This window comes from Sphingomonas oligoaromativorans (assembly GCF_011762195.1).
Classification (GTDB): Bacteria; Pseudomonadota; Alphaproteobacteria; order Sphingomonadales; family Sphingomonadaceae; genus Solisphingomonas; species Solisphingomonas oligoaromativorans.
Genome location: NZ_JAASQK010000002.1, coordinates 15,280 through 35,702, shown reverse-complemented (window position 1 = coordinate 35,702; position 20,423 = coordinate 15,280). Strand labels below are relative to the sequence as shown.

18 protein-coding genes and 1 pseudogene are annotated in these 20,423 nt (G+C 66.4%); 12 read left to right on the top strand and 7 right to left on the bottom strand.

What is annotated here, in order from left to right:
• Positions 1 to 2: 2 nt before the first annotated feature.
• From tssM to FHS98_RS04185, 3 genes are read left to right on the top strand one after another with little or no spacing between them, the layout of a single operon-like run.
• The gene (gene tssM, locus FHS98_RS04195; protein ID WP_167100489.1) at positions 3 to 3,392 is read left to right on the top strand and encodes a type VI secretion system membrane subunit TssM; all 3,390 of its coding nucleotides are present in this window, start codon (positions 3 to 5) and stop codon (positions 3,390 to 3,392) included.
• On the top strand, positions 3,389 to 3,883 hold the full coding sequence (tagF, locus tag FHS98_RS04190) for a type VI secretion system-associated protein TagF (protein WP_167100485.1): 495 nt from the start codon (positions 3,389 to 3,391) through the stop codon (positions 3,881 to 3,883). The genes tssM and tagF overlap by 4 nt, the downstream gene beginning before the upstream one ends.
• Positions 3,883 to 4,626: a PP2C family protein-serine/threonine phosphatase gene (locus tag FHS98_RS04185; protein ID WP_167100482.1), complete on the top strand. Its 744-nt coding sequence runs from the start codon at positions 3,883 to 3,885 to the stop codon at positions 4,624 to 4,626. Before tagF ends, FHS98_RS04185 begins: the two co-directional genes overlap by 1 nt.
• A 16-nt stretch (positions 4,627 to 4,642) precedes the next feature.
• On the opposite strand, the gene tagH is transcribed toward FHS98_RS04185, so the two are convergent.
• Genes tagH through FHS98_RS04170 form a run of 3 tightly spaced genes read right to left on the bottom strand, consistent with a single transcriptional unit; the run spans position 4,643 to position 8,357 of the window.
• Entirely contained in the window at positions 4,643 to 5,938 is a 1,296-nt protein-coding gene (gene tagH / locus FHS98_RS04180; RefSeq protein WP_167100479.1) for a type VI secretion system-associated FHA domain protein TagH, read from the bottom strand.
• Positions 5,935 to 6,480, bottom strand: coding sequence for a DUF6931 family protein (locus FHS98_RS04175; RefSeq protein ID WP_167100476.1), 546 nt, complete (start codon positions 6,478 to 6,480; stop codon positions 5,935 to 5,937). The genes tagH and FHS98_RS04175 overlap by 4 nt, the downstream gene beginning before the upstream one ends.
• Complete coding sequence (locus FHS98_RS04170; protein ID WP_167101680.1) at positions 6,477 to 8,357, bottom strand: type VI secretion system Vgr family protein; 1,881 nt, start codon at positions 8,355 to 8,357, stop codon at positions 6,477 to 6,479. Before FHS98_RS04170 ends, FHS98_RS04175 begins: the two co-directional genes overlap by 4 nt.
• Before the next feature lie 143 nt (positions 8,358 to 8,500).
• Between FHS98_RS04170 and FHS98_RS04165 the strand changes: the two genes are divergently transcribed.
• Positions 8,501 to 9,520, top strand: coding sequence for a type VI secretion system protein TssA (locus tag FHS98_RS04165; RefSeq protein WP_167100473.1), 1,020 nt, complete (start codon positions 8,501 to 8,503; stop codon positions 9,518 to 9,520).
• A gap of 165 nt (positions 9,521 to 9,685) precedes the next feature.
• Here FHS98_RS04165 and FHS98_RS04160 read toward each other — a convergent pair whose 3' ends face one another.
• Positions 9,686 to 10,246: a cytochrome P460 family protein gene (locus FHS98_RS04160; RefSeq protein ID WP_243847855.1), complete on the bottom strand. Its 561-nt coding sequence runs from the start codon at positions 10,244 to 10,246 to the stop codon at positions 9,686 to 9,688.
• Positions 10,247 to 10,673: 427 nt separating this feature from the next.
• On the opposite strand from FHS98_RS04160, the gene FHS98_RS04155 reads away from it, so the two are divergent.
• The 4 genes from FHS98_RS04155 to FHS98_RS04140 all read left to right on the top strand — a co-directional run bounded on the left by FHS98_RS04155 (position 10,674) and on the right by FHS98_RS04140 (position 14,120).
• Entirely contained in the window at positions 10,674 to 11,285 is a 612-nt protein-coding gene (locus FHS98_RS04155; RefSeq protein ID WP_167100470.1) for a sigma-70 family RNA polymerase sigma factor, read from the top strand.
• Complete coding sequence (locus FHS98_RS04150) at positions 11,275 to 11,916, top strand: NrsF family protein (protein WP_167100467.1); 642 nt, start codon at positions 11,275 to 11,277, stop codon at positions 11,914 to 11,916. Before FHS98_RS04155 ends, FHS98_RS04150 begins: the two co-directional genes overlap by 11 nt.
• A 118-nt stretch (positions 11,917 to 12,034) precedes the next feature.
• Complete coding sequence (locus tag FHS98_RS04145) at positions 12,035 to 12,613, top strand: DUF308 domain-containing protein (protein ID WP_167100464.1); 579 nt, start codon at positions 12,035 to 12,037, stop codon at positions 12,611 to 12,613.
• 178 nt (positions 12,614 to 12,791) lie between these two features.
• Entirely contained in the window at positions 12,792 to 14,120 is a 1,329-nt protein-coding gene (locus tag FHS98_RS04140) for a M28 family metallopeptidase (RefSeq protein ID WP_208402011.1), read from the top strand.
• Between the two features lie 228 nt (positions 14,121 to 14,348).
• On the opposite strand, the gene FHS98_RS04135 is transcribed toward FHS98_RS04140, so the two are convergent.
• Entirely contained in the window at positions 14,349 to 15,764 is a 1,416-nt protein-coding gene (locus FHS98_RS04135; RefSeq protein ID WP_167100458.1) for an aldehyde dehydrogenase family protein, read from the bottom strand.
• A gap of 92 nt (positions 15,765 to 15,856) precedes the next feature.
• Between FHS98_RS04135 and FHS98_RS04130 the strand changes: the two genes are divergently transcribed.
• Together FHS98_RS04130 and FHS98_RS04125 are read left to right on the top strand one after the other, a co-directional pair.
• Entirely contained in the window at positions 15,857 to 16,780 is a 924-nt protein-coding gene (locus tag FHS98_RS04130; protein ID WP_167100455.1) for a LysR family transcriptional regulator, read from the top strand.
• A gap of 32 nt (positions 16,781 to 16,812) precedes the next feature.
• Positions 16,813 to 16,950, top strand: a pseudogene (locus FHS98_RS04125) (integrase); the annotation flags it as partial.
• 170 nt (positions 16,951 to 17,120) lie between these two features.
• Here FHS98_RS04125 and FHS98_RS04120 read toward each other — a convergent pair.
• Positions 17,121 to 17,786, bottom strand: a complete 666-nt coding sequence (locus FHS98_RS04120) for an O-methyltransferase (protein WP_167100452.1) — start codon at positions 17,784 to 17,786, stop codon at positions 17,121 to 17,123.
• 10 nt (positions 17,787 to 17,796) lie between these two features.
• Here FHS98_RS04120 and FHS98_RS04115 point away from each other — a divergent pair, with 10 nt between their 5' ends.
• Positions 17,797 to 18,552, top strand: coding sequence for a TetR/AcrR family transcriptional regulator (locus FHS98_RS04115; RefSeq protein WP_341786023.1), 756 nt, complete (start codon positions 17,797 to 17,799; stop codon positions 18,550 to 18,552).
• A 16-nt stretch (positions 18,553 to 18,568) separates the two neighbouring features.
• Here FHS98_RS04115 and FHS98_RS04110 read toward each other — a convergent pair whose 3' ends face one another.
• A complete protein-coding gene (locus FHS98_RS04110) occupies positions 18,569 to 19,027 on the bottom strand; it encodes an Lrp/AsnC family transcriptional regulator (RefSeq protein ID WP_167100449.1) in 459 nt (152 codons plus the stop codon).
• Positions 19,028 to 19,098: 71 nt separating this feature from the next.
• Between FHS98_RS04110 and FHS98_RS04105 the strand changes: the two genes are divergently transcribed.
• Positions 19,099 to 20,412 (top strand): methionine gamma-lyase, encoded by a 1,314-nt coding sequence (locus tag FHS98_RS04105; RefSeq protein WP_341786022.1) that lies wholly within the window; start codon positions 19,099 to 19,101, stop codon positions 20,410 to 20,412.
• The last annotated feature ends 11 nt before the right edge of the window (positions 20,413 to 20,423 follow it).

The following is a 20,423-nucleotide window of genomic DNA, read 5'->3' as shown; positions in this document are numbered from 1 at the left end:
TCATGGAAAAGCTCATGCGCGGCTGGTGGGCGCTTGCCGGCACGGCCGCCCTCATCCTGGCGCTGCTGGCCTCGATCGGATTGCCGACGCTGTTTCCGGCATTGCGAGCGGCATGGATACGCCTGCTGCTGATCGGCCTCGTCGCGCTCGGCCTCGCGGTGACGGCGGGGTGGCGGTGGTGGAAGGCGCGCAAGGCATCCGACAGCCTCGCCGCCGAACTGGCCGAGCCCACGCCCGAGGAGGCGGAGGGCACGCTGCTCTCCGGCCGGATGCGGGATGCGCTCGCCCGGCTCAAGGAGGCGGCGAACGGGCGCCGCGACTATCTCTACGCCAAGCCCTGGTATCTCATCATCGGCCCGCCGGGGGCGGGCAAGACGACCGCGCTCCTCAATTCCGGCGTGCGCTTCCCGTGGAGCGACAGCGCGTTGAAGGGCGTCGGCGGCACGCGCAATCTCGATTTCTGGTTCGCGGACGAGGCGGTGCTGGTCGATACCGCCGGTCGCTATACGACGCAGGATTCCGATGCGGCGGCCGATGCCGCGGGCTGGGAGAAGTTTCTGCGCCTGCTCCGCCGCGCGCGTCCGCTCCAGCCGGTGAACGGCATCCTCGTGACGCTGGGCGTGGACGAGCTGATGTCGGCGACGCGCGAGGGGATCGACGCCCATGCCGCCGCCGTGCGCCGCCGGCTGGCGGAACTGCGCCGCGTGCTGGGCGTCACCGCGCCCGTCTATCTGCTTTTTCCCAAGACAGACCTGCTGGCGGGCTTCGGCGAATATTTCGCAGACCTGAGCGCGGAGGGGCGGCGGGCCGTTCTCGGCGCGACCTTCCCGCTCGAAGGCTCGACCGACGCTGCCAGCGTGATCGCCGAGTTCGACCAGATGGTCGAGGCGGTCTGGGAACGCAGCGCCAAGCGACTTCAGGACGAGCCCGATCAACGCCGCCGCAGCCTGATCCTCTCCTTTCCGGCGCAGATCGCGTCGTTGCGCGCGCGCTTCGCCCGCTTCGTCGAGGGGGCCTTCCCGGCGGAGGGCGAGGGCGGCCACAGATTGCGCGGCTTCTATTTCGCCAGCGGCGTGCAGGAGGGCGCGCCGCTCGATCGCGTGCTGAGCGCGATGGCGGCGGTCTATGAGGAGGAACAGGCTCCGGCTCGCGGGGCCACGCGCGGCAAGGCCTATTTCCTCAACCGCCTGCTGACCGAGGTGGTGTTCCCCGAGGCCGGGCTCGTCCGCGCCGAGCCCGCCATCCGCTGCCGCCGACGGATCATCCTGGGCACGGCGCTGGGTGTCATGGCGGTGGTGGGCCTCGTAGTCATCGGCCTCTGGGCCGCTAGCTTCGCGCGGAACAAGGCCTTGCAGTCGGCACTCCTTACCAGCGGGCAGCAGGCGATCGGGCAGGAGCAGGCGAGCGGCATCGATCTGGTCGAGGTGCGCGACAGCGATCCCGATCTGGAGCAGGCGCTGCCGCTGCTCGACCGGCTGCGCGCCATGCCGCGCGGCTTTGCCGACCAGCAGGCGGGCGGGCCGCCCTGGTCGATGCGGCTCGGCCTGTTTCAGGCTGGCCATGCGGACGCCGCGCGGCAGGCCTATCTGGATGCGCTCCAGCGCGTGATGCTGCCGCGCATCCTGCTCCGCCTCGAACAGGCGATGCGGCAGGATGCCGACCGGCCGATCAGGCTCTATGAGCCGCTCAAGACCTACCTGATGCTGGGCGGCTATGGCCCGCTCGATGCCAGGGCGGTGCGCGCCTGGGTGGTGGAGGACTGGCGCGCCCAGTCGCTGGCGGGCGCCGACCGCGCCGAGGTGCGCGCGCGGCTGGAGAAGCATCTCGACGCACTGCTGGCGGACCCCGATCTCGGCCGCGTCTGGCCGGGGCGGCGGGCGCCCCTCGATGGTGCCCTGATCGCCAGCACGCGCGCGGCGGTGCAGAGCCTGTCGGTGGCGGACCGTGCCTATGCCGTGCTGCGCCAGCGCGCGGCCGCGACGGGCAAGCCGGACTGGCGGGGCGACGCCGTGCTCGCCAGCGGCGACGCCCAGGCCTTCGCCAATGGGGCGGCCGTGCTTCAGATGTCCGTGCCATGGTTCTTCACCGCCGATGGCTATCACAAGGCCTATCAGCCCGGCCTGCTCGACGTGGAGGCGGAACTGGGTCGCGATCTCTGGGTGCTGGGGCCGGACGCGGCCAAGGCCTCGATCCGCGATCAGCTCCCCGCCATGCGCGCGGCCGTCGCGCAGGATTATGCGCGGGACTATATCCAGGCGTGGGACGCGGTGTTGGGCACGCCGCAGCCGGCCGACTATTTCACGAACCGCGCGGCGCTGGGCGCCTTCACGCGGACGCCGCCGCCGATGAAGACGCTGCTGCTCGAAGCCCGGCGCAACACGATGCTGGGCAGCGACGGCGCTGGTGGCGGAGACGGCTTCGACGCGGGGCGGGCGATCCAGGAACATTTCCGAGGTGTCGCCGATTTCGCCGGACAGAGCGTGAGCGCCGCCGCGCCGGTCGACGAACTGGTGAAGGCCATCCGTCAGGCGGCCGCCGCCACCACGGCGGCAGGCGTGCCGGGCGTGACGCTCGACGGCGGTGCGGTGCAGGGGCAGCTCGCGACCGCGCTGGGCGATCTGTCGACGGCAGGCGTGGTCGCGCCGCCCCAGCTCCAGCCCTTCGTCGCGCAGGCGACGCGGCGCGGGCAGGGGGCGGCCACGCGCACCGCGCTTTCGACGCTCAATCAGCAATATGCGGCCAACGTGCTGCCCGCCTGCCTGTCGGTCGCGGAACGGCATTATCCCTTCGCCCGCACCGCGCGGAGCGATGCGGCGGTGGCGGATCTCCAGCGCGTCTATGGCGCCAACGGCCAGATCGACGGCTTCACGCGCGACCGTCTTCAGCCGCTGCTCGATACCGCCGGGCCGGTCTGGCGCTGGCGATCAGGCGATCCGGTGGCGCAGGGGCTGAGGCCGTCGAGCGCGGTCCAGTTCCAGAAGGCGGCGGCGATCCGCGATCTGCTATCGGCGGGCCTCGCGCTCAACGTCAGTCTCGCCTCGCTCGGTCATGGCGTGGACGCCGTGGAGATTTCCGCCGGCGGCACGACCTATCGGCTCGACGCGAGGGACATGGCCACGCACCCTCTCATCTGGACGCCGACGGGCTTGCCGCACGCGCATGTCGCGCTGCTTTCGGGCAGCAAGGAGGTGCATCGCGACCAGTCGGACGGCGCGTGGGCGCTGTTCCATGTGCTCGACGCGGCGCAGGTGCGCAATGCGGGCGCCTCGGCCATCCAGGCGACCTTTGGCGCGGGCGGGCAGACTGCCAGCCTCCTCATCCGCCTGCCCTCGACGAGCAACCCGTTCGGGCGTGGCGGTCCCTTCTCGTTCCAGTGCCCGGAGCGGCTATGACGACGGGCGGAGCCTTCCTGTTCGGGAAGCTGCCGGCGCTGGGCGATTTCGTCTGCCGCAACATGACGCCCGCCCAGCGCGAGGCGTGGGACGCGCGCTGCACCGATGCGCTGGCGGAGTTTCACAGGCATGGCGGCCACGCGCTATGGGAGAGCAGACCACCGCACGGTTTCCTGATCGCGCCGAGCGCAGAGGAGCCCTTCTGGCAGATCGCCTGCGTCGCCCCGTCCTGCGATCGGGCAGGACGGCATTTCCTGCTCGTGCTGGGCGTCGCCCGCGAAGCGGGCTGGGGCGAGGAATGGCGCACGTTGGCCGGACGCCTGGAACCGTGCCTGCGAGCCGCGATCGCGCGGGGCCTCGATGCCGAGGCGGTGCTGGGGCTCGTCGCGGAGGCTCTCGTGACCGGGAAAGCCACGCGGATCGATACACGTGCAGGATGGCGGACCGACTGGCTCGGCGCTTCTCCGATCATGCAGGGAAGGGATGATTGATGGCACCGACGCTTCGCTTCGAGCAAGGCGTGCGCACGCATGTCGGGGCCGTGCGCAAGATCAACGAGGATTCACATCTCGCCCGCCCGCAGGACGGGCTGTGGGCGGTCGCGGATGGCATGGGCGGCCATATCAAGGGGCAATGGGCCTCCTCGACGATCGTTCGCGCGCTGAGCGGCGTGTCGCTGGAAGGAGGTTTCGAGGATGCCGCGGCGAGCGTGATCTCGGCGCTCGAAAGTGCCAACGGGGAAATCTATCAGGCCGCCTGGGAAGCGGGCGGCGCGATCGGTTCGACGGTGGCGGTGCTGCTGATCCGGGGCGCCCGCTGCGCCGTGCTGTGGGCGGGGGACAGCCGGGTCTATCGGTGCCGCGATCGCGTGCTCCAGCCGCTCACCACCGATCATTCGCAGGTGGAGCAGATGGTCGCCTCGGGCCTGCTCGATCGCGCGGAGGCGGACAACCACCCGATGGCGCACGTCCTGTCCCGCGCAGTCGGTGTGCGCGAGGCGCTGGTGCTTGATCGGATCGACGCCGAGGTCGAAGCGGGCGACGTTTTCCTGCTGTGCAGCGACGGCCTCAGCCGCATGGTCCGCGCGCCGGAGATCCAGAACCTGCTCGTCGACAAGCCGCCGCGCGCGGTGGCCGCGCGACTGGTCGACATGGCGCTCGACCGGGGCGCGCCGGACAATGTGACGGTCGCGGTCGTGGGCTGCGACGCGACGACGATGGTGGAGGTCGGCTGAGCGCCGGCCGCCGCTCTCAGTCGCGGCGGCGGGCTTTCATCTCCGCGATGTGCCGTTCGTAGGCGACGCGGAATTCCTTGGCGAACATATCCATGAAGGCCTCGTCCGCGCCGCGCACGACGCCCTCGAACTCGCGCTCATAGGCCTGCCACAACGCCGCCTCGCGTGCGCCGGGCAGCAGGCGCGAAAGCCAGCCGCGCGTCTCCTGCCGCTCGCGGATCGCTGCGGGGGAGAAGCGGGCGAGCGTCTCCGCCAGCGCGCCGCGCATCGCGCCCAGCGTCGCCATCTGGTGCGCTTGCAAATCCTGATGCGCATCCTCCACCGCGCGCGCCGCATCCATGAAGCCGCGCTCCGGCGGTTCGAGGAGTTGGAGAAGGGCGCGTTCGGGCGCACGGATGAACTTGAGCGGATTGTTGCCCTCCAGCTCGAGGCTGGTCGCCTGTAGACCGAGCTGCGCCTTGGTGCGCGCCCGCGCGTCGACCATGAGGACGAGCCCCGCGATCATCTGGCGCAGCATCGCGCCGGCGCTGGCGAGAACGGTGGCGGGCGTGCCGCGAATCTGATCGGGGACGAGACCCGCGCCGCGCAGGAAGGCGTGCCACGCGTCAGGGGGCATCGTGGCGGCGGGCTCGGCAGGCGCTTCGGCGGAGGTTTCGGACGGAGCCTCGACCCGGCCCCATGCTTCGGGCTCCGGCTCCAGCCGACCGAAATCCCCTTGCGCCCAGTCGATCTCGCTTTCCTGCGCGAGTTGCCCCCAGATATCCCCGGCGGAAGGCGGGGCGGCCTCGCGCGGCTCGCTCGACCAGGCAGACGGGCGGCTGAGCGGGGCGGACGTGTCCCATCCGCCACCGTCGGGAAGCGGCGGCGACACACGCGGCGCGTCCCGGCGTTCGGCGACGGACGCGCCCCATGAGACGGCGGGGCGAGGCTCGGGCGCCCAGTCGCCCCAAGTGTCTGCCGCTGCCTGCGGTTGCGCAACCGGTTCGGCCGCTTCGTTGTGGGGGTAGCGTGCCACCACCTCATAGCCGCCGATCAGGATGCGGTCGCCCTCGGCGATGGCGTGCAGCGCTTCCAGACGCCCCGGCGAGCCGTTCACGAACGTGCCGTTGGTGCTGCGATCGGCGAGCAGATAGACGCCGTCGCGATAGCTGATCTCGCAATGGCGCGAGGAGATGTGGTTGCGGGGATCGGGCAGGCACCAGTCCGCATGGGTGGAACGCCCGATCATCGCGCCGTGGCGGTCGAGCCGGAGCGTGGCGGGCTCGCCATTGTCGAGCGTGTCGCGGTTCTGGATGGTGAGGATGAGGGTCATGGCTGTCCTTCCGGCGCGCCGGTGGCGAGCCTGCTTCCATAATCGAGCGCCCATTGGAGCGCGGCATCGCGAGAGGGGCTGTCCGCCACCGCAATGAGCACGGCGCCGGCGGCGAAACGGCCGACCGCGACCTTGGGAGCGGGATAGGGCGGCTTGCCCTCGGGCGCGAGCGAGCCGCCCGAGGTGAACACCGCGAACCCGCACAGCCGCGCGGCACTCGGATCGGGAGCGGCCCGAGCCGCGTCATAGGCGGCCCGCCGGTGCGCTTCGGACGGATCGCCGAGCCAGGCGGAGACGGCCACCATCGCGCGCGGATCGGCCTGCGACGAGCCATGCTCGACCGTGCGCGCGGCCCAAAGCACGGCCTCGTAGCGCGGCAGCGCCTGCCCGAGGAAGCGCACCGCATCACGATCGCGCCCTTCGGCGCGCAGGCTCTCGAAGAAGCGATCGGGCGCGGCATCGTCGCCCGGCGCGGGCGGCCAGCCGAGCAGCGCGCCGATCTGCCGCGCCTCGCTCCAGATCGTGCGGGGCCAGCCTGTCATGCGATCACCAGCGCTCCGCCGAGCAGGTTGAGCATCACATCGCCGGTGACGGTGGTGATGCTGCCGTTGAGCGTCATCGTCGTCTCGGCTTCGCCCGTGACGGTGAGGCCGTTCATGAGGATGCCCGCCTCGCTCAGCCGGATCTGCGTAGGGCCGACGCTGAGCGCGATGCCCAGCGCATCGATGGTGATGCTGTTGAGGCCGACCTTCAGCGTGATCCGCCTGGCCGCCTCGATCGTCGCCTCTCCGGCCCGGACCGAGACGCTGTAGTCCCCAGTCTCGACCGTCGTCCTGTCGTCCCGGTGGACGGTGGCGGTGCGATCGCGTTTGATGCGGGCTTCGTCGTCGAGCAGCACCTCGGTCAGCCGGTTGCGCTGGGCGCGCAGATAGACCTGCTCGGAGCCGCCTTTATCCTCGAAGCTCAGCTCGTTGTAGCCGGGGGCGGGCGGCGTGCCTTCCGCGCCGTCATAGCTGCCGGTCGCGCCGATGGTGCGGGATCGATAGAGCGAGCGGGTGCGCTGCTCGGGCAATGCGTAGGGATGTTCGTGATCGGAATTGTAGACCCGGCCCGTCACGATCGGCCGGTCGGGATTGCGATCGAGGAAATCGACGATCACCTCCTGACCGGTGCGTGGCAACGTGACATGGCCGAAGGCCGCGCCGGCGGAAGGATGCGAGACGCGCAGCCAGCAGGAGCGCGCCTTCTCGGGTGCCTCGCCCGGCTTGCCCCACAGGAAGCGGACGCGGATGCGGCCCATCGCGTCGACATTGGTATCGTCCGCGCCGCCGGCCATGACGATCGCCGTCTCCGGCCCGGCCACCGGCAGCGGCGTGACGAAGGGGGCGCGCCACTGGGTGTCGCTCGTCACCGCCTCGATGCGGACGCGGCGCGGCTGCTCGTCATTCCCGGAGCGATAGGGCTCGGCATATAGGCTGTAATCGAGCGCGGTGATGATGAACTCCTGCCCACGCTCGAACGCCGCGTCGGAATCCAGCGTGAAGGCACCGCCGCAGGCAAGGCCGATCGCGTCGCCCATGCCGGTGTAGACCCGCTGGCGCGCGCGAGCGGATTCCAGCCGGACCCTGGTCCAGTGATCGGCGAGCCCCTCGTCGACGAAATCGCCGGTGAACTCGTAGACTTCCTGCTTGTCGGCCGGATTGCGAGGCGGGCCGTCGGTGTGGCCGTCCTTAATGCTGGACTGTTGATAGTCGAAGCTCTGGAGCAGGAAGCGCGTTTCGCCGCCGCTCGACACATGCTCCTGCCAATCCCACAGCGCTTCGGCGAGGCCGCCGCTGTGGCCCGACCAGTCGGCGCGCAGCTTCACCGTCTCATAGCCCGGTGCGGGCCGGTGCGCCCCGCGCCCGTCGGCCAGCACGAGAATATGATCGTCCCGCTCGTGGCGGAAATAATAATAGATGCCCTCGCGCTCCATCAGCCGCGAGATGAAGGCGAGATCGCTTTCCCGATATTGGGTGCAATAGGGCCAGGGCTGATAGCTGCCGGTCAGCTTGCCGTAATCGACATGCCGGCTTTGGGATTCCAGCACCTCCTTCAATATGTCGACGACGCTCTTCTGCTCGAAGACGCGATAGGTGCGGTTGTGGTCGAGCAGATGCAGCCAGGGGCGCAGCGTCAGCCGATAGTGAAATCCCTGATCGTCCTGGGAGAGGTAATGCGCCTCGATCACCAGCGCATGGAAGAAGCGGACCGATTTCTCCAGCTCGAAGATTTCGATCAGTGCCGGCTTGCCGAGGATAGGGAGGAAGTCGACCTTGTCCTCCACGGCGATTTCCGCATCGATCCCATAGATGGAGCTCAATCGTTCCTGGCAGTCGAACTTGATGAGCTTCAGTGTCGATCCGACATCGAGCGTCATTTCGGCTTGGCGTTTCATGCGTGGCTATCCGGGGCAAAGTTACAATTGTCGCGATTGGAGCGATTGAAGGCGGATATTTGTCCGTTAAGTCGCGTGGCGAACGCGGCCGATGGCGGCCGCCGCTGCGAAGGAGTTTCCCCGTCATGGCGCTCGATCTCGAAAAGCTGCTGGCCCCGGTCACCGGGGAAGACCCGGCCGGGCCTGATCTCGCTTATGATCCGCAGCGGCATCTGATCGAGCAGGTGTTCGATGCGTCCGTCTCGATCGACGCGTCCGGTGTCGCGGAGGACGCGGGTGACGTCGACTGGCGCGCCATCATCGCGGCGATCGCGGATCAGTCGGCGCGGACAAAGGATGTCTGGCTGCCGGTCTATCTCTGCCGTGCCGGTGCCCGCGCGGGGCAGCTTGCAACCGTCGAGACCGGCGCACTCGCGCTTGCCGGCGTTCTGGAAAGATACTGGGGCAACGCGCATCCCCGGCTGGAGGAATATGGTTTTCTCGGCCGCAAGGGAGCCTGCGACACGCTCGCCAGCTTCCGTGAGTTCGTCGGGCCGCTCGGGCGTGTCGTGCTGGTGGAGCATGGCCGGTTCGGCCGCTTCACCGTCGAGGATCTGATCCGCTTCCGTCGCGGTGGCGAGGGCGAGGAGGGCTATGGCCCCTTCCGTGCGGCGCTGGAGGAAGGCGGGCAGGAGGGGCTCGGCGACGCCGCGGCCCGCTTGCAGGCGATCCACGACGCTTTCCGGCGCAGCGACGCCGTTCTGATGGAGCATGCCGGCCCGGAAGGCGGCACGAATTTCGCGCCGGTCTATGAATGTCTCGCGGCGGCGGAGGCCGCGATCGCGGCCTTCCTGCCGCGCGCGGAGCCGATTTCCGGGGACGAGGGTCTGGGCGAGGAGGGGGAATTGATGAGCGATGCCCCGGCCGCCGGCCCGCGCATGACCGGTGTGGTCCGCAATCGGGAGGACGTGGCCCGGACGCTCGATCTCGTGATCGACTATTATCGGCGCAGCGAGCCGGCGAGCCCGGTTCCCATGCTGCTGGAGCGCGCCAAGGCCTGGGTGGCGCTCGATTTCATGACCGTGTTGCAGGACATCGCGCCCGGCGCGCTCGACGATGCGCGCTCGCTGTTGCAGAGCCGCCTGAACACCGATCAGGGCATATGATGGAAGAGGCACGTCAATCCCCGATCTGGGCTGATCCAATCGCGATCATCCAGTACTCGGGGGGACGGGCGTCCGATATTCCAAAGCGGTTTCACTTGAAATGGAAGGGCAGGTCCACCTCGCCGAGCTGTCGGGGGATTTCGGACGGTGGCCCGCAGCTCCCGCTTATGGCGAATAGTGCGTGAAAACGAGATCGTCGGCCTTGTCGAGCTTCGCATGGCAGGCGAAGCAGGCGCGGACGAGGGCGAGGTCTTCATTCGGCCTGCCGCTTTCGAACTGACCATAACCCCAGCCGCCGCTTGCGCCGTACCGTTTCGAATCCTTGACGCTCACCTGCACATTGGTCGGCTCGCCCGCGACGAAGGATTGGGGAGCGGGAAACACGGCATCGTTCCGCGGGGACGATTGATATTGCCACGCCAGCCGGACGATGACCGTGCCGTCGGGGAAGGGGCGCTTCCCCTCCCTGAAGGCCCGCATGGCGATCTCGTTGCCGAGGATGGCGCGGATGTCGTTGTTCTTGCCGGCCTCATGCGCCACGCTGATGAGTTTCCAGTCCCGATAGCCGGCCGGCAACGCGACCCCATAGACTGGAGAGACCGCCGTCGCGGCGGATTCGCCCCGAGCCTCGGCCGCGACCTTGAAAAGCATGGCGGAGGCAAAGATCGCGACGCCGAGCGCGAGGCTCGCCAACGGCAGACCGGGCTTGGCGCGTTCAAGCTTCATATGGGCCTCGCAACTCCGGCACCGCTTGCGGGAAGGCACGAGAGGCTTTCCGGGGAAGAATATGTCCTGTCCCGCCCGAGATGGTGCGATGCTCATGGGGATCGGTGAACGTGCGCCGATATGCGCCCTGCCGTATGCCGGCCGATGCTTGCGCGTGGACGGGGGCAGCAAGCAGGGTCGCGGCGGCGCCGTCCATGAACCCTCGTCGATCCGTTGCGACGGTCTCCAGCGACGGCTTCGACATAGGCAGATTCCTCCAAACGCAAACAGAAAAGCATAAGGATACCGCCATTGGCTACCCGGTGCGCGCCAAACGCTGCGATGCCGTGCGAGCGGTGCGGGAGGGTAAAATCGCGCCGCGCTCCCGGCGGACGAGAATATTTTATGGAGAGGTGACCGGTCTTGCGCCGCTGGCGAATAAAAGACCATGCGCTCCGATCTCCTATCGAGGCTCCTCTCCAAACCATCTCCGGGCGCGGCGCGGTATGACCATGAGCGGCCATCGCTTGCCGCGCCGGACGAATGGGGCGGCTTGATGGTGGCGGCCCAGAATGGGCACGGTGGCGCCTATCGTCGATTGCTCGGTGAAATCTCGGGCTGGCTGCATCGTTATTTCCAGCGTCGCCTGCCTCATGGCGATGTGGAGGATGCCGTGCAGGAAACCCTGCTCGCGGTCCATCGGCGGCGCCACACCTACGATCCGCGATATCCCCTGGGTCCGTGGCTGGCGTCGATCGCCAAGCGCAAATGGATCGATCAGCTTCGGAGCCTTGGCCGCCGCCCGACCGAAGAGCTGACCGACGATCTTGCGGTCGGCGATCATGAGGCCTCCGTCACGAGCGCCTCGGTCCTCGCGAGCTTGCTGGACAATCTTCGGCCGGCGCAGGCGCGGATCATCATGCTGGTCAAGATACAGGGTCACAGCATCGAGGACGCGTCACGCGAGACGGGCTTGTCCGCCTCGGCCGTGAAAATGAACATCCACCGCGGGCTCGCACGCCTGACGGCCTTGCTTGAGAAGACCGAAGATGTCGAATGATGCCCTGATCCGCGAGCTGTCGGCCGATCTGGTTCCAGTCCGGCGCCGTCTCGTGCTGCGGGAAGCCGCCCTGTTGCTGGCGCTCGGTGCGGCCGAGCTTGGCCTGTTCCTCGGATTGGGGCTGATGCGGCCGGACATGGGCCAGAGGATCGCTTCTCCCTACATGATGTGGAAGCTGGGCGGCCTCGCGATGCTCGCCGGCGTCTGCTGCACGGTCGCGATCCGATCCTTCTCGCCAACCGCACGGCCTCGTCGTGGCTTGATGCTGGCTTTCATGCTCGCTGGCGCCGTGATGATCGGCGGCCTGTTCGTCGGGGCCGGCGACGCAAGCGGCCATACGCTCCTCGATCGCCTTTCACCCATGCGCGGCCTGCTCTGCGCATTCTCGATCGTCGTCCTGTCGATACCGATGATGGCGATGCTGGCCGTGCTGATGCGGGCTGCCGCTCCCGCGCATCCAGAAGGCAGCGCGCTCGCTTCCGGCATCGCCGCTGGCACATGCGGCGCCTTCATCTTCGCCTTTTGCTGCCCGATCAACGATCCGCTATACATCGTCGTCTGGTATTCCGCGGGATGCGCCGTGGTGACCGCCATGGCGCGATGGCTTCTGCCTCGGCGCTTCCGCTTATAGCTCCGCGCTTCCCTGCGGGGCGGTGCCTGCCGCGCCCGCGAAACGATCGACCTTCCCCTCGTCACCAAGGCCGCCGGCTTCCGGCATCGGACGCGCGCGCCTTCATCAGGAGCCCATCATGGCAAAGATCGCCAAAGCCGCCGGATCAAACCGCAACTGGCTCAAGACCTATTATTTCCTTCGCTTCGCGGTTTCCGCCCTATGGGTCGCCTTGGCCTTTACGCTGGCCAGAAGCGTGCCATCCGTCGCGGCCGTCATGCTCGTCGCCTACCCGGCGTGGGATGCAATCGCGAATTGTCTGGATGCCGGCCACAGTGGCGGCCTTGCCCGCAACAGGAGCCAAATGCTGAACTGCATCGTGAGCGTCGTGGCGGCGATCGCCGTCGTCGCCGCTCTCGGCCGGAGCATGAACGCCGTTTTGCAGGTCTTTGGCGTCTGGGCTATCCTCGCCGGCCTGTTCCAGCTCGTGACGGGCGTGCGGCGCTGGAAGTCATACGGCGCCCAGTGGGCAATGATATTGAGCGGTATGCAATCCATCCTCGCCGGAGGCTTCATGCTCAAGATGGCTGGCGGTTCCGAGCTTGTCGGCATCGCCAACATCGCGCCCTATGCAGCCTTCGGCGCTTTCTATTTCCTCGTGTCCGCCGTCTGGCTGACCGCGAGCGACGCGCGTCGCGGCCCGAACGGCGCGGCATGAGAACCGAGGCCCGTCATCAAGGATTCAGCCGGTGCCTATCGAAATGACCTCGGGCGCTCGTCACCGCGACGGACAGTCATGCCGTTGCGATGGCGATGGTTTCAGGCAAATTGGCGTGGGCCGTTCCTCGACGATGTCCGGCATATCATCCACCTCGCCGGAAAAATGGAGACTTCGTATGCGTATCATCCCATTCGCGGCGCTGTTGCTCGCCGCCGCCGCGCCCGCCGAGGCAAGCTGGACGGTGAGTGCGCAATCGGTCCGTGCGCATGAGGATTTCCTGGCGGGCGACACCTTGCGCGGCCGGGGCAGCGCGACCCACGACGAGGAGGTCGCGGCGGCCTATGTGGCCTCTCAGTTCGAAGGCTTCGGCTTGCAGCACGCGCCGGGGATGACGGGCTATCTCCAGACTGCCGGGATCGTGAGCACGCGCGTGGCGTCCGCCCCGACGCTGGAGATCGGTGGTCGGCCGGCCGAGGGCTTGAGGCTGATCGTTGGCTCGGCCGGCGATGTGCAAGGCCCGGTCGTGATCGCCGACAGCCTTGCCGCGCTGCCCGACAAGGCCGCGGTGGTGGTGTTCACCGCGAAGGACGTGCCGGCTTTCGATGTGTGGCGCGCGGTGCGCTCGAAGCATATCGGTCTGCTGATCGCGAAGGACGGCAAGAGCGCTGCCGACTGGTTCGCCAAGATCGGTGGACGGACGAATATGCCGCGCTATCTCGCCGAGGCGCCGCCCGCCCCACGCCCCGCCTTCGCGACCTTGCCGCCCGCGGCGGTCGATGGGATCAAGGCCGGCGAAAGCGCACGGCTGGCGCTCGCCATCGCGCGCGACGAGACGACCACCAGCAACGCGATAGGCTATCTCCCCGGCACGGACCCCAAGGCCGGGGTGATCCTGCTCTCGGCCCATCTCGACCATCTCGGTCAGACCGGCGACGGGCCGGTGATGCACGGTGCCAACGATGACGCCTCGGGAACGACGGCGGTGCTCGAGCTGGCACATGCACTCGCGGAGGGCAAACCTCATCGGCGCGGCATTCTGTTCGTCTGCTACGGCAGCGAGGAGATTGGAGGGTATGGCTCCCGCTTTTTCGGCGCTCATCCGCCGGTGCCGCTCACCGACATCGTCGCCAATATCGAGTTCGAGATGATCGGTGCGCAGGATCCCAAGCTGCCCAAGGGCGCGCTGATGATGACCGGGTTCGATCGTTCGGACCTCGGTGCGGCGTTGCGGTCCCATGGCGGCCATGTCGCGCCCGATCCCTATCCGCAGGAGAAGTTTTTCGAGCGATCGGACAACTACTCGCTCGCGCTCAAGGGAGTCGTCGCGCACACGCTCTCGGGCTGGGCGGTGGTGCCGACCTATCACCAGCCGACCGACACGATCGCCAATCTCGATATCGATTATATGACGAGCGCGATCCAGTCGCTGATCGAGCCGGTCCGCTGGCTCGCGGATGGCGACTTCACGCCGCACTGGACGGGCGCGGGCAAGCCAGCGGAGTAACGCGTATCGCCGTCCCTGCGCTCATTCGGCCTTCCGGCGAGCAGACCTCGATCCCGTCCGTGCATGTGGAGCATGATGGGATCGGGATGATGCTGCACGTCTTGCGGGTGGGAGCCGCGATCGGATGGAATGCATTGGCGGTCGTGCTTGGCTCGGCGCCCTGATCCTGTCGATTGCGGACTGGCGCTGGCTGTTCGTAGTCAACCTGCCTCTGGGGCCGAAGGCGGATCAGCCCATCACAGCCTTCGGCTCGAGATAGGCTTCGAGCCCGAACACGCCGTTTTCGCGACCGATGCCGGAGTGTTTGAACCCGCCGAACGGGGCCGACATCTCCATCGGCGCGGCGTTGACGATCACGCGACCTGCGATAATGCGATCTGCTACTGCGCGGGCGCGGATTTCGTCACAACCGGCGACATAAGCATGGAGGCCGTAATCGGTGTCGTTGGCGATCGCGATTGCCTGCTCGTCACTGGCGTAGGGAATGATCGCCAGCACGGGGCCGAAGATCTCGTCCCTCGCGATCGTCATGTCGTTGGACACATTGCTGAAGATAGTAGGCTTGACGAACCAGCCGTCCGCCGTCCCGTCGGGGCGGCCCTCGCCACCCGCCAACAGCGTCGCGCCTTCCTCACAGCCCTTGCGGATATAGGATTGAACGCAATCCCACTGTCGCTGGCTGACCATGGGGCCAATCGCAGTCTCCGGATTGCGCGGGTCACCCGATTTCACGGCTGAGACCGCTTCCTTGATCCCCGCCTCGAATTCGGCGAGCCGGCTTTCGGGCACGAGGATGCGGGTGCCGGCGATGCAGGCCTGGCCGCTGTTGGCGTAGCCGGCACCGAGTGCGAACGGGATCGCCACCGCAAAATCGGCATCATCGAGGATCACCATCGGCGACTTGCCGCCGAGTTCAAGCGTGACACGCTTGAAAGTCTCGGCGCTTGCACGAAGGATCGCGCGGCCGGTGGCGGTCGACCCGGTGAACGAAATCTTGGCGATGTCGGGGCTGTTGCTCAACTCGGCGCCAACCACATCGCCGCGACCGTTCACGATGTTGAACACACCCGCAGGCAAGCCCGCTTCGTGGAGCGCCTCGGTCACGATCTGGGTCTGGATCGCGCTCATCTCGCTGGGCTTTATCACGCAGGTCGATCCCGACGCGACGACCATCGCCAGCTTGTTGGCGATGAAGCCGGGGTTCGCGTTCCACGGTGTAATCAGCCCGACTACGCCAAGCGGTTCCATCGTGACGCGCGCTGAGCCGATCTGACGCGTGAAATCATAGGTCTCGAGCGTCTGCGCGGCCAGACGGAAGACGCTGACCGCATAGTCTGCCATCCACGACGCGCGCGACAGGGGCGCGCCATATTCCTCGATCACGGCCTCGGTCAGGTCGGCGGTGCGCGCTTCGAGGGCGTCGGCGAGGCGATTCAGCATCGCAATCCGGTCGGCCTTGGTCGTGCGTGAAAACGCCGGAAACGCGCGCTTGGCGGCGGCGATGGCTGCGTGCGTGTCGACAACATCGCCCAGCCGGACGCGGCCGATCACCCGCGCGGTGGCGGGATTGTGCAGGTCGAACAGTTCGGTGCCGTGCGGGGCGACGAAGACGCCGTCGATATAGATGCGGTCGATATTCTTCACGATTTTTCTCCGAGGGGTGCCCGGATTTAAGCGGCTATGATTGGTCAAATAAGCTGGATAAATCGGCATGAAGTGATGCAGGAATCGGGACAATGGCGAAGACTGGTCTGACCGAGCTAGACGCCGTGATCGCGGTCGCACGGCTTGGCAGTTTCCGCGCAGCAGCCACCGAGCTCGGCATATCGAGCTCGGCACTGAGCCATGCGGTCGCAGCGCTTGAAACCCGGCTCGGCGTTCGGTTGTTCAATCGCACCACCCGCAGCGTCTCGGCGACAGATGCGGGCGGGCAGTTCATTGCCCGCGTGGCCCCCGCCCTTGCTGAAATCGGCGGCGCAATCGAAGACATCAACAGCCACCGCGACACGCCAGTTGGCACCTTGCGCATCAACACATCGGCCGGCGCGGCCCGGATTATCCTGACGCCGATCATCCTCGACTATATGCAGCGCTACCCCGACATGAATGTCGTGCTGGTCACCGAGGGTCGGTTGGTCGACATCGTCGGGCAGGGATTCGATGCCGGTATCCGCCTCGCCGAAGCGGTGCCGCAGGACATGATCGCCATCCCCATCGGCGGTGATGTTCGCACGGTGGTGGTCGGCTCACCCGATTACTTCGATAAGCGCGATATGCCGGTGGTTCCTGCCGACCTGCTCCGCCATCGTTGTATTCGCGCGCGAATGGCGACCGGAGCGATCTGGTCCTGGGAGTTCGAGCGGCGCGGCGAGGCGGTGGAAGTCGACGTCCCCGGTGCCCTCACACTTGATGAGACGACGCTGATGTTGGAGGCGACGCTGGCGGGTGCCGGTCTTGCGTATCTGAACGAATGGGCGGTACGCGATCATATCGCCGAAGGCCGCCTCGTCCCGGTGCTCGAGGAATGGAGCCCGCCCTATCCGGCGCTCTGCCTCTATTATCCTGGACGTCGGCACGTTCCCGCCGGCCTGCGCGCGTTGATCGAGCTTATCCGCGAAAGGAACAGAGCAGGCGACGTAATCGACGTCCCGAAGCCATGACCCGCCGCCGCATGTGAATGTCCGCTTCCATCTCGATCATCTATAAGGCGACGGGAAAACCGAGGGCCGTTCAGATCCCGCCCGGTCACGCCAAGATCGAGAACGCCGTTCGATACCTCGGCGTCGACGTTGAGGATGCATTGGCCCTCGCCGAAGGCACGGAAATCTGATGGTGTCGGCTCCTCCCCCATGAGAGGAGCCGATCGGCTCGGCGCCCATATCGGCTGTTCTGGCGCTATGGGGCTCTTCCTATATGGGGTCCGTCCGGTTTCGCCGGTTGAATAGTTTGGAAACGCTCCGGTCGTTCTTGGAGCGACCGCGAGCGGCTCGTCTGGACGGGTCAACCGATCTTCATGGAAAGCTCGACATCGTCGCCAAACGGGATGGAGAGATATCCGCCGCCGGCCGCACGGACCCGGGCCAGATAGTCCGGGCACATGTCGGCATTGTCGCCGAGAAGCAGCGCGCCCGGCCGAAGGCGGCTCTCCAGCCGGTCGAGGATGTCGTTGTAGAGGCCCTTGGCGCCGTCGAGCAGGACGAGGTCGATCGTCTCGGGCAGGTCGTGCCCGAGTGTCTCCAGCGCATCGCCTTCGCGGATCTCGACCAGATCGAGCAAACCGCCTGCTGCGAGATGCTGCCGGGCGCGGACGATTTTCGATGGCTCGAACTCCGTGGTGATGACCCGGCCGCCACCATTGTCCCGGATTGCCGCCGCCAGATGGAGCGTCGATATGCCGAAGGAGGTGCCGAACTCGACGATCGAGCGGGCGTTGCCGAAGCGCGCCAGCATGTAGAGCAGCGAGCCGGCCTCACGGGAGACGGGGAGGGGCAGATCCTTCATGCGGGTGTAGAGGTCGATATACTCGGTCCTGCTGCCGAGCATGGCGTGGGCCTGGTCGTCGGACATGCCGGCAAAGGCGGCTGGGATATCGGCGCGGCTGGCGTCGGCCTCCGCGAAGAGGCGATTGAGCAGGGATGCGACCGGCTCGGAATGCAACATTGTCATCGGATTCTCCGTGGATTGGTCGGGGCGATCTTGCGCCCGCCGTCAAAATACGATTGATTCGTCGCTTTCGGTATTCGCGTTCGGAAGGCTGATGATGACAGGACAGGAGAAATCGAGGCTTTCCGCGCGAAAAGCGCCCCGACAGGCGCGCTCGAACCAACTGGTGGAAGACATCCTCACGGCTGCTGCTCGCGTTCTGTCGGAGCATGGTGCGCACCGTTTCACGACAGCGCGAGTCGCGGAGCGAGCGGGAGTAAGTGTCGGGTCGCTCTATCAATATTTCCCCAACAAGGCGGCGATCCTCTTCCGCCTGCAGACCGACGAATGGCGGCAGAATGTCGCGCTACTGTGCGGCATCCTTGAGGACCGTTCGCTCCCGCCGCCCGACCGGTTGAGGAGGCTCGTCTGCGCCTTCGTCCGATCGGAGCGCGAGGAGGCGGAACTCCGGATCGCACTCGCCGATGCCGCACCTTATTACCGAGATGCGACACTCGACGAGGATCCTCGGAATCGGGCGACCCAGGTGTTTCGCGACTTCATGGCGGAGGCGCTGCCCGACGTCCCGCTCGAACGCCGCGAGGTGGCCATGACGATCCTGAAGATGACGATGTCGGAGACGGGAAAGCGGATTTCGGAGGAGCAGCCTTTGGTGGAGCGCGTCGACGTCTATGCCGATGCCGTGGCCGACATGTTCTGCGCCTATCTCGATCGTCTGGCCGTCGACGCCACCGTTCAACCGGCTTCCCGTCTGTCGATCGCCCCCTGAGGGCGGGTGAATTTTGTCACATCGTCATCGGCAAATAGCGTCCCGCCTTTATTGTCCCGTAGGCGAAGCTCGTGTCCAGCGCTGCAATTCCTGGGATCGCGTGCATCTTGAGCCGGATAAAGCTCTCGTAGCTTTCGAGATCCGAAACCGCGACGCGTAGAAGATAATCCGCGTCGCCCGTCATCAGGAAGCAATCTAGAACCTCGTCCAGCGCGCGAATGCGGTCCTCGAAAATTCTGACCTCCTCCTCGCCGTGGCGCACCAGCCGCACGCGAAGAAAGGCGGTGATCGCCAGCCCATATCGCTTCTGGTCGATGATTGCCGTGTAACCGGCAATGACGCCGTCCGCTTCCAGCCGACGCACGCGCCTGAGGCATGGCGACGGTGAGAGGTTCACACGGTCAGCTAATTCCTGGTTGGTCAGGCGGCCATCCTCCTGAAGCATTCGAACGATCTGATGATCCTTGGCATCCATTTTTGGGGCCTTTTGGGGTAAATCATGCTAATATTTTGGCAAATCATGGGCCAGTTCGCAATGTCTCATCGGTGATTCTGCGCTATTTATGCCCCGAACTCGGGAAAGGGCGTAACATGGTGCTGTGGACTGGCAAGGCGATGGATTTCACGACGGCTGCCATCCATCATGGCTATGATCCAGGCGATGAGCAGGGCGCGCTCGTGCCGCCGCTCCATCTCACGTCCACCTTCGCTTTCGAGACCGCCGAAGCTGGCGGTGAGATGTTCGCCGGCGAACGCGCCGGCCATTTCTACACGCGCATTTCCAACCCCACGCTCGACCTTCTGGAACGGCGTATCGCCTTTCTCGAAGGCGCGGAGGCCGGCGTGTCCACGGCCTCGGGTATGGGCGCGATTACCGCCGTATTGTGGACGTTCCTCAATGCGGGCGACGAAATTCTGACGGATAAGACGCTCTACGGTTGCACCTTCGGTTTCATGCAGCATGGGCTCACGCGATTTGGCGTGCGGGTCACCTATGTCGATATGACCGACCCGGATGCCGTGGCGGCAGCGATCGGTCCGCGCACCAAGATTGTGTATTTCGAGACGCCGGCCAATCCCAATATGCGGCTCGTCGATATCGAGGCGGTCTCGAGGATCGCAAGGTCGCACGGCGCGCGCACGATCGTCGACAACACCTACGCGACACCATTTTTGACGCGCCCAATCGCCCACGGTGCAGACATTGTTGTTCATTCCGCGACCAAATATCTGGGAGGGCATGGCGACTTGGTCGCTGGCCTTGCGGTGGGCCGTGCCGAGGATATCGCGCAGGTGCGGATGGTTGGATTGAAGGATATGACGGGCGCCGCGCTCGCCCCGTTCAACGCCATGCTCATCATGCGCGGATTGAAGACGCTGGCGCTCAGAATGCAGCGGCACTCCGAGACGGCGCAATATATCGCCGAACGACTTGTCGCTCATCCGGCGGTCGCATTTGTCCGTTATCCAGGCTTGCCGACTTTTCCACAATATGCGCTTGCCAAGCGCCAGATGGCCCTGCCGGGCGGTATGATAGCATTCGAACTGAAAGGCGGTTTCGCCGCCGGAATCCGCGTGATGAATCGGCTTAAACTCATCCTCCGTGCCGTATCGCTTGGAGATGCCGAAAGCTTAATCCAGCACCCGGCGAGCATGACTCACTCGGCCTATAGTGAAACCGAGCGTCTCGCCCATGGTATCACGCCGGGCCTGCTCCGCTTGTCCGTCGGGCTCGAGGACGTCGGCGACCTGGTCTGCGATTTGTTCGGTGCGCTCGACGTCGAACTTCGCGACAGTGGCGCTGAAGATTCAATGGGCCTCCGTGAGGCAGATAGGCAGCGTCTATCTGAGACGGTCTAAATCCAGGTGTT

Coding starts and splice junctions, on each gene's coding strand:
- tssM (WP_167100489.1), top strand. CDS start 3: ATGGAAAAGCTCATGCGCGGCTGGTGGGCGCTTGCCGGCACGGCCGCC.
- FHS98_RS04130 (WP_167100455.1), top strand. CDS start 15,857: ATGGCGAAGACTGGTCTGACCGAGCTAGACGCCGTGATCGCGGTCGCA.
- FHS98_RS04155 (WP_167100470.1), top strand. CDS start 10,674: ATGCGCTCCGATCTCCTATCGAGGCTCCTCTCCAAACCATCTCCGGGC.
- tagH (WP_167100479.1), bottom strand. CDS start 5,938: ATGACCCTCATCCTCACCATCCAGAACCGCGACACGCTCGACAATGGC.
- FHS98_RS04145 (WP_167100464.1), top strand. CDS start 12,035: ATGGCAAAGATCGCCAAAGCCGCCGGATCAAACCGCAACTGGCTCAAG.
- FHS98_RS04170 (WP_167101680.1), bottom strand. CDS start 8,357: ATGACGCTCGATGTCGGATCGACACTGAAGCTCATCAAGTTCGACTGC.
- FHS98_RS04160 (WP_243847855.1), bottom strand. CDS start 10,246: ATGAAGCTTGAACGCGCCAAGCCCGGTCTGCCGTTGGCGAGCCTCGCG.
- FHS98_RS04175 (WP_167100476.1), bottom strand. CDS start 6,480: ATGACAGGCTGGCCCCGCACGATCTGGAGCGAGGCGCGGCAGATCGGC.
- FHS98_RS04120 (WP_167100452.1), bottom strand. CDS start 17,786: ATGACAATGTTGCATTCCGAGCCGGTCGCATCCCTGCTCAATCGCCTC.
- FHS98_RS04185 (WP_167100482.1), top strand. CDS start 3,883: ATGGCACCGACGCTTCGCTTCGAGCAAGGCGTGCGCACGCATGTCGGG.
- tagF (WP_167100485.1), top strand. CDS start 3,389: ATGACGACGGGCGGAGCCTTCCTGTTCGGGAAGCTGCCGGCGCTGGGC.
- FHS98_RS04110 (WP_167100449.1), bottom strand. CDS start 19,027: ATGGATGCCAAGGATCATCAGATCGTTCGAATGCTTCAGGAGGATGGC.
- FHS98_RS04140 (WP_208402011.1), top strand. CDS start 12,792: ATGCGTATCATCCCATTCGCGGCGCTGTTGCTCGCCGCCGCCGCGCCC.
- FHS98_RS04150 (WP_167100467.1), top strand. CDS start 11,275: ATGTCGAATGATGCCCTGATCCGCGAGCTGTCGGCCGATCTGGTTCCA.
- FHS98_RS04165 (WP_167100473.1), top strand. CDS start 8,501: ATGGCGCTCGATCTCGAAAAGCTGCTGGCCCCGGTCACCGGGGAAGAC.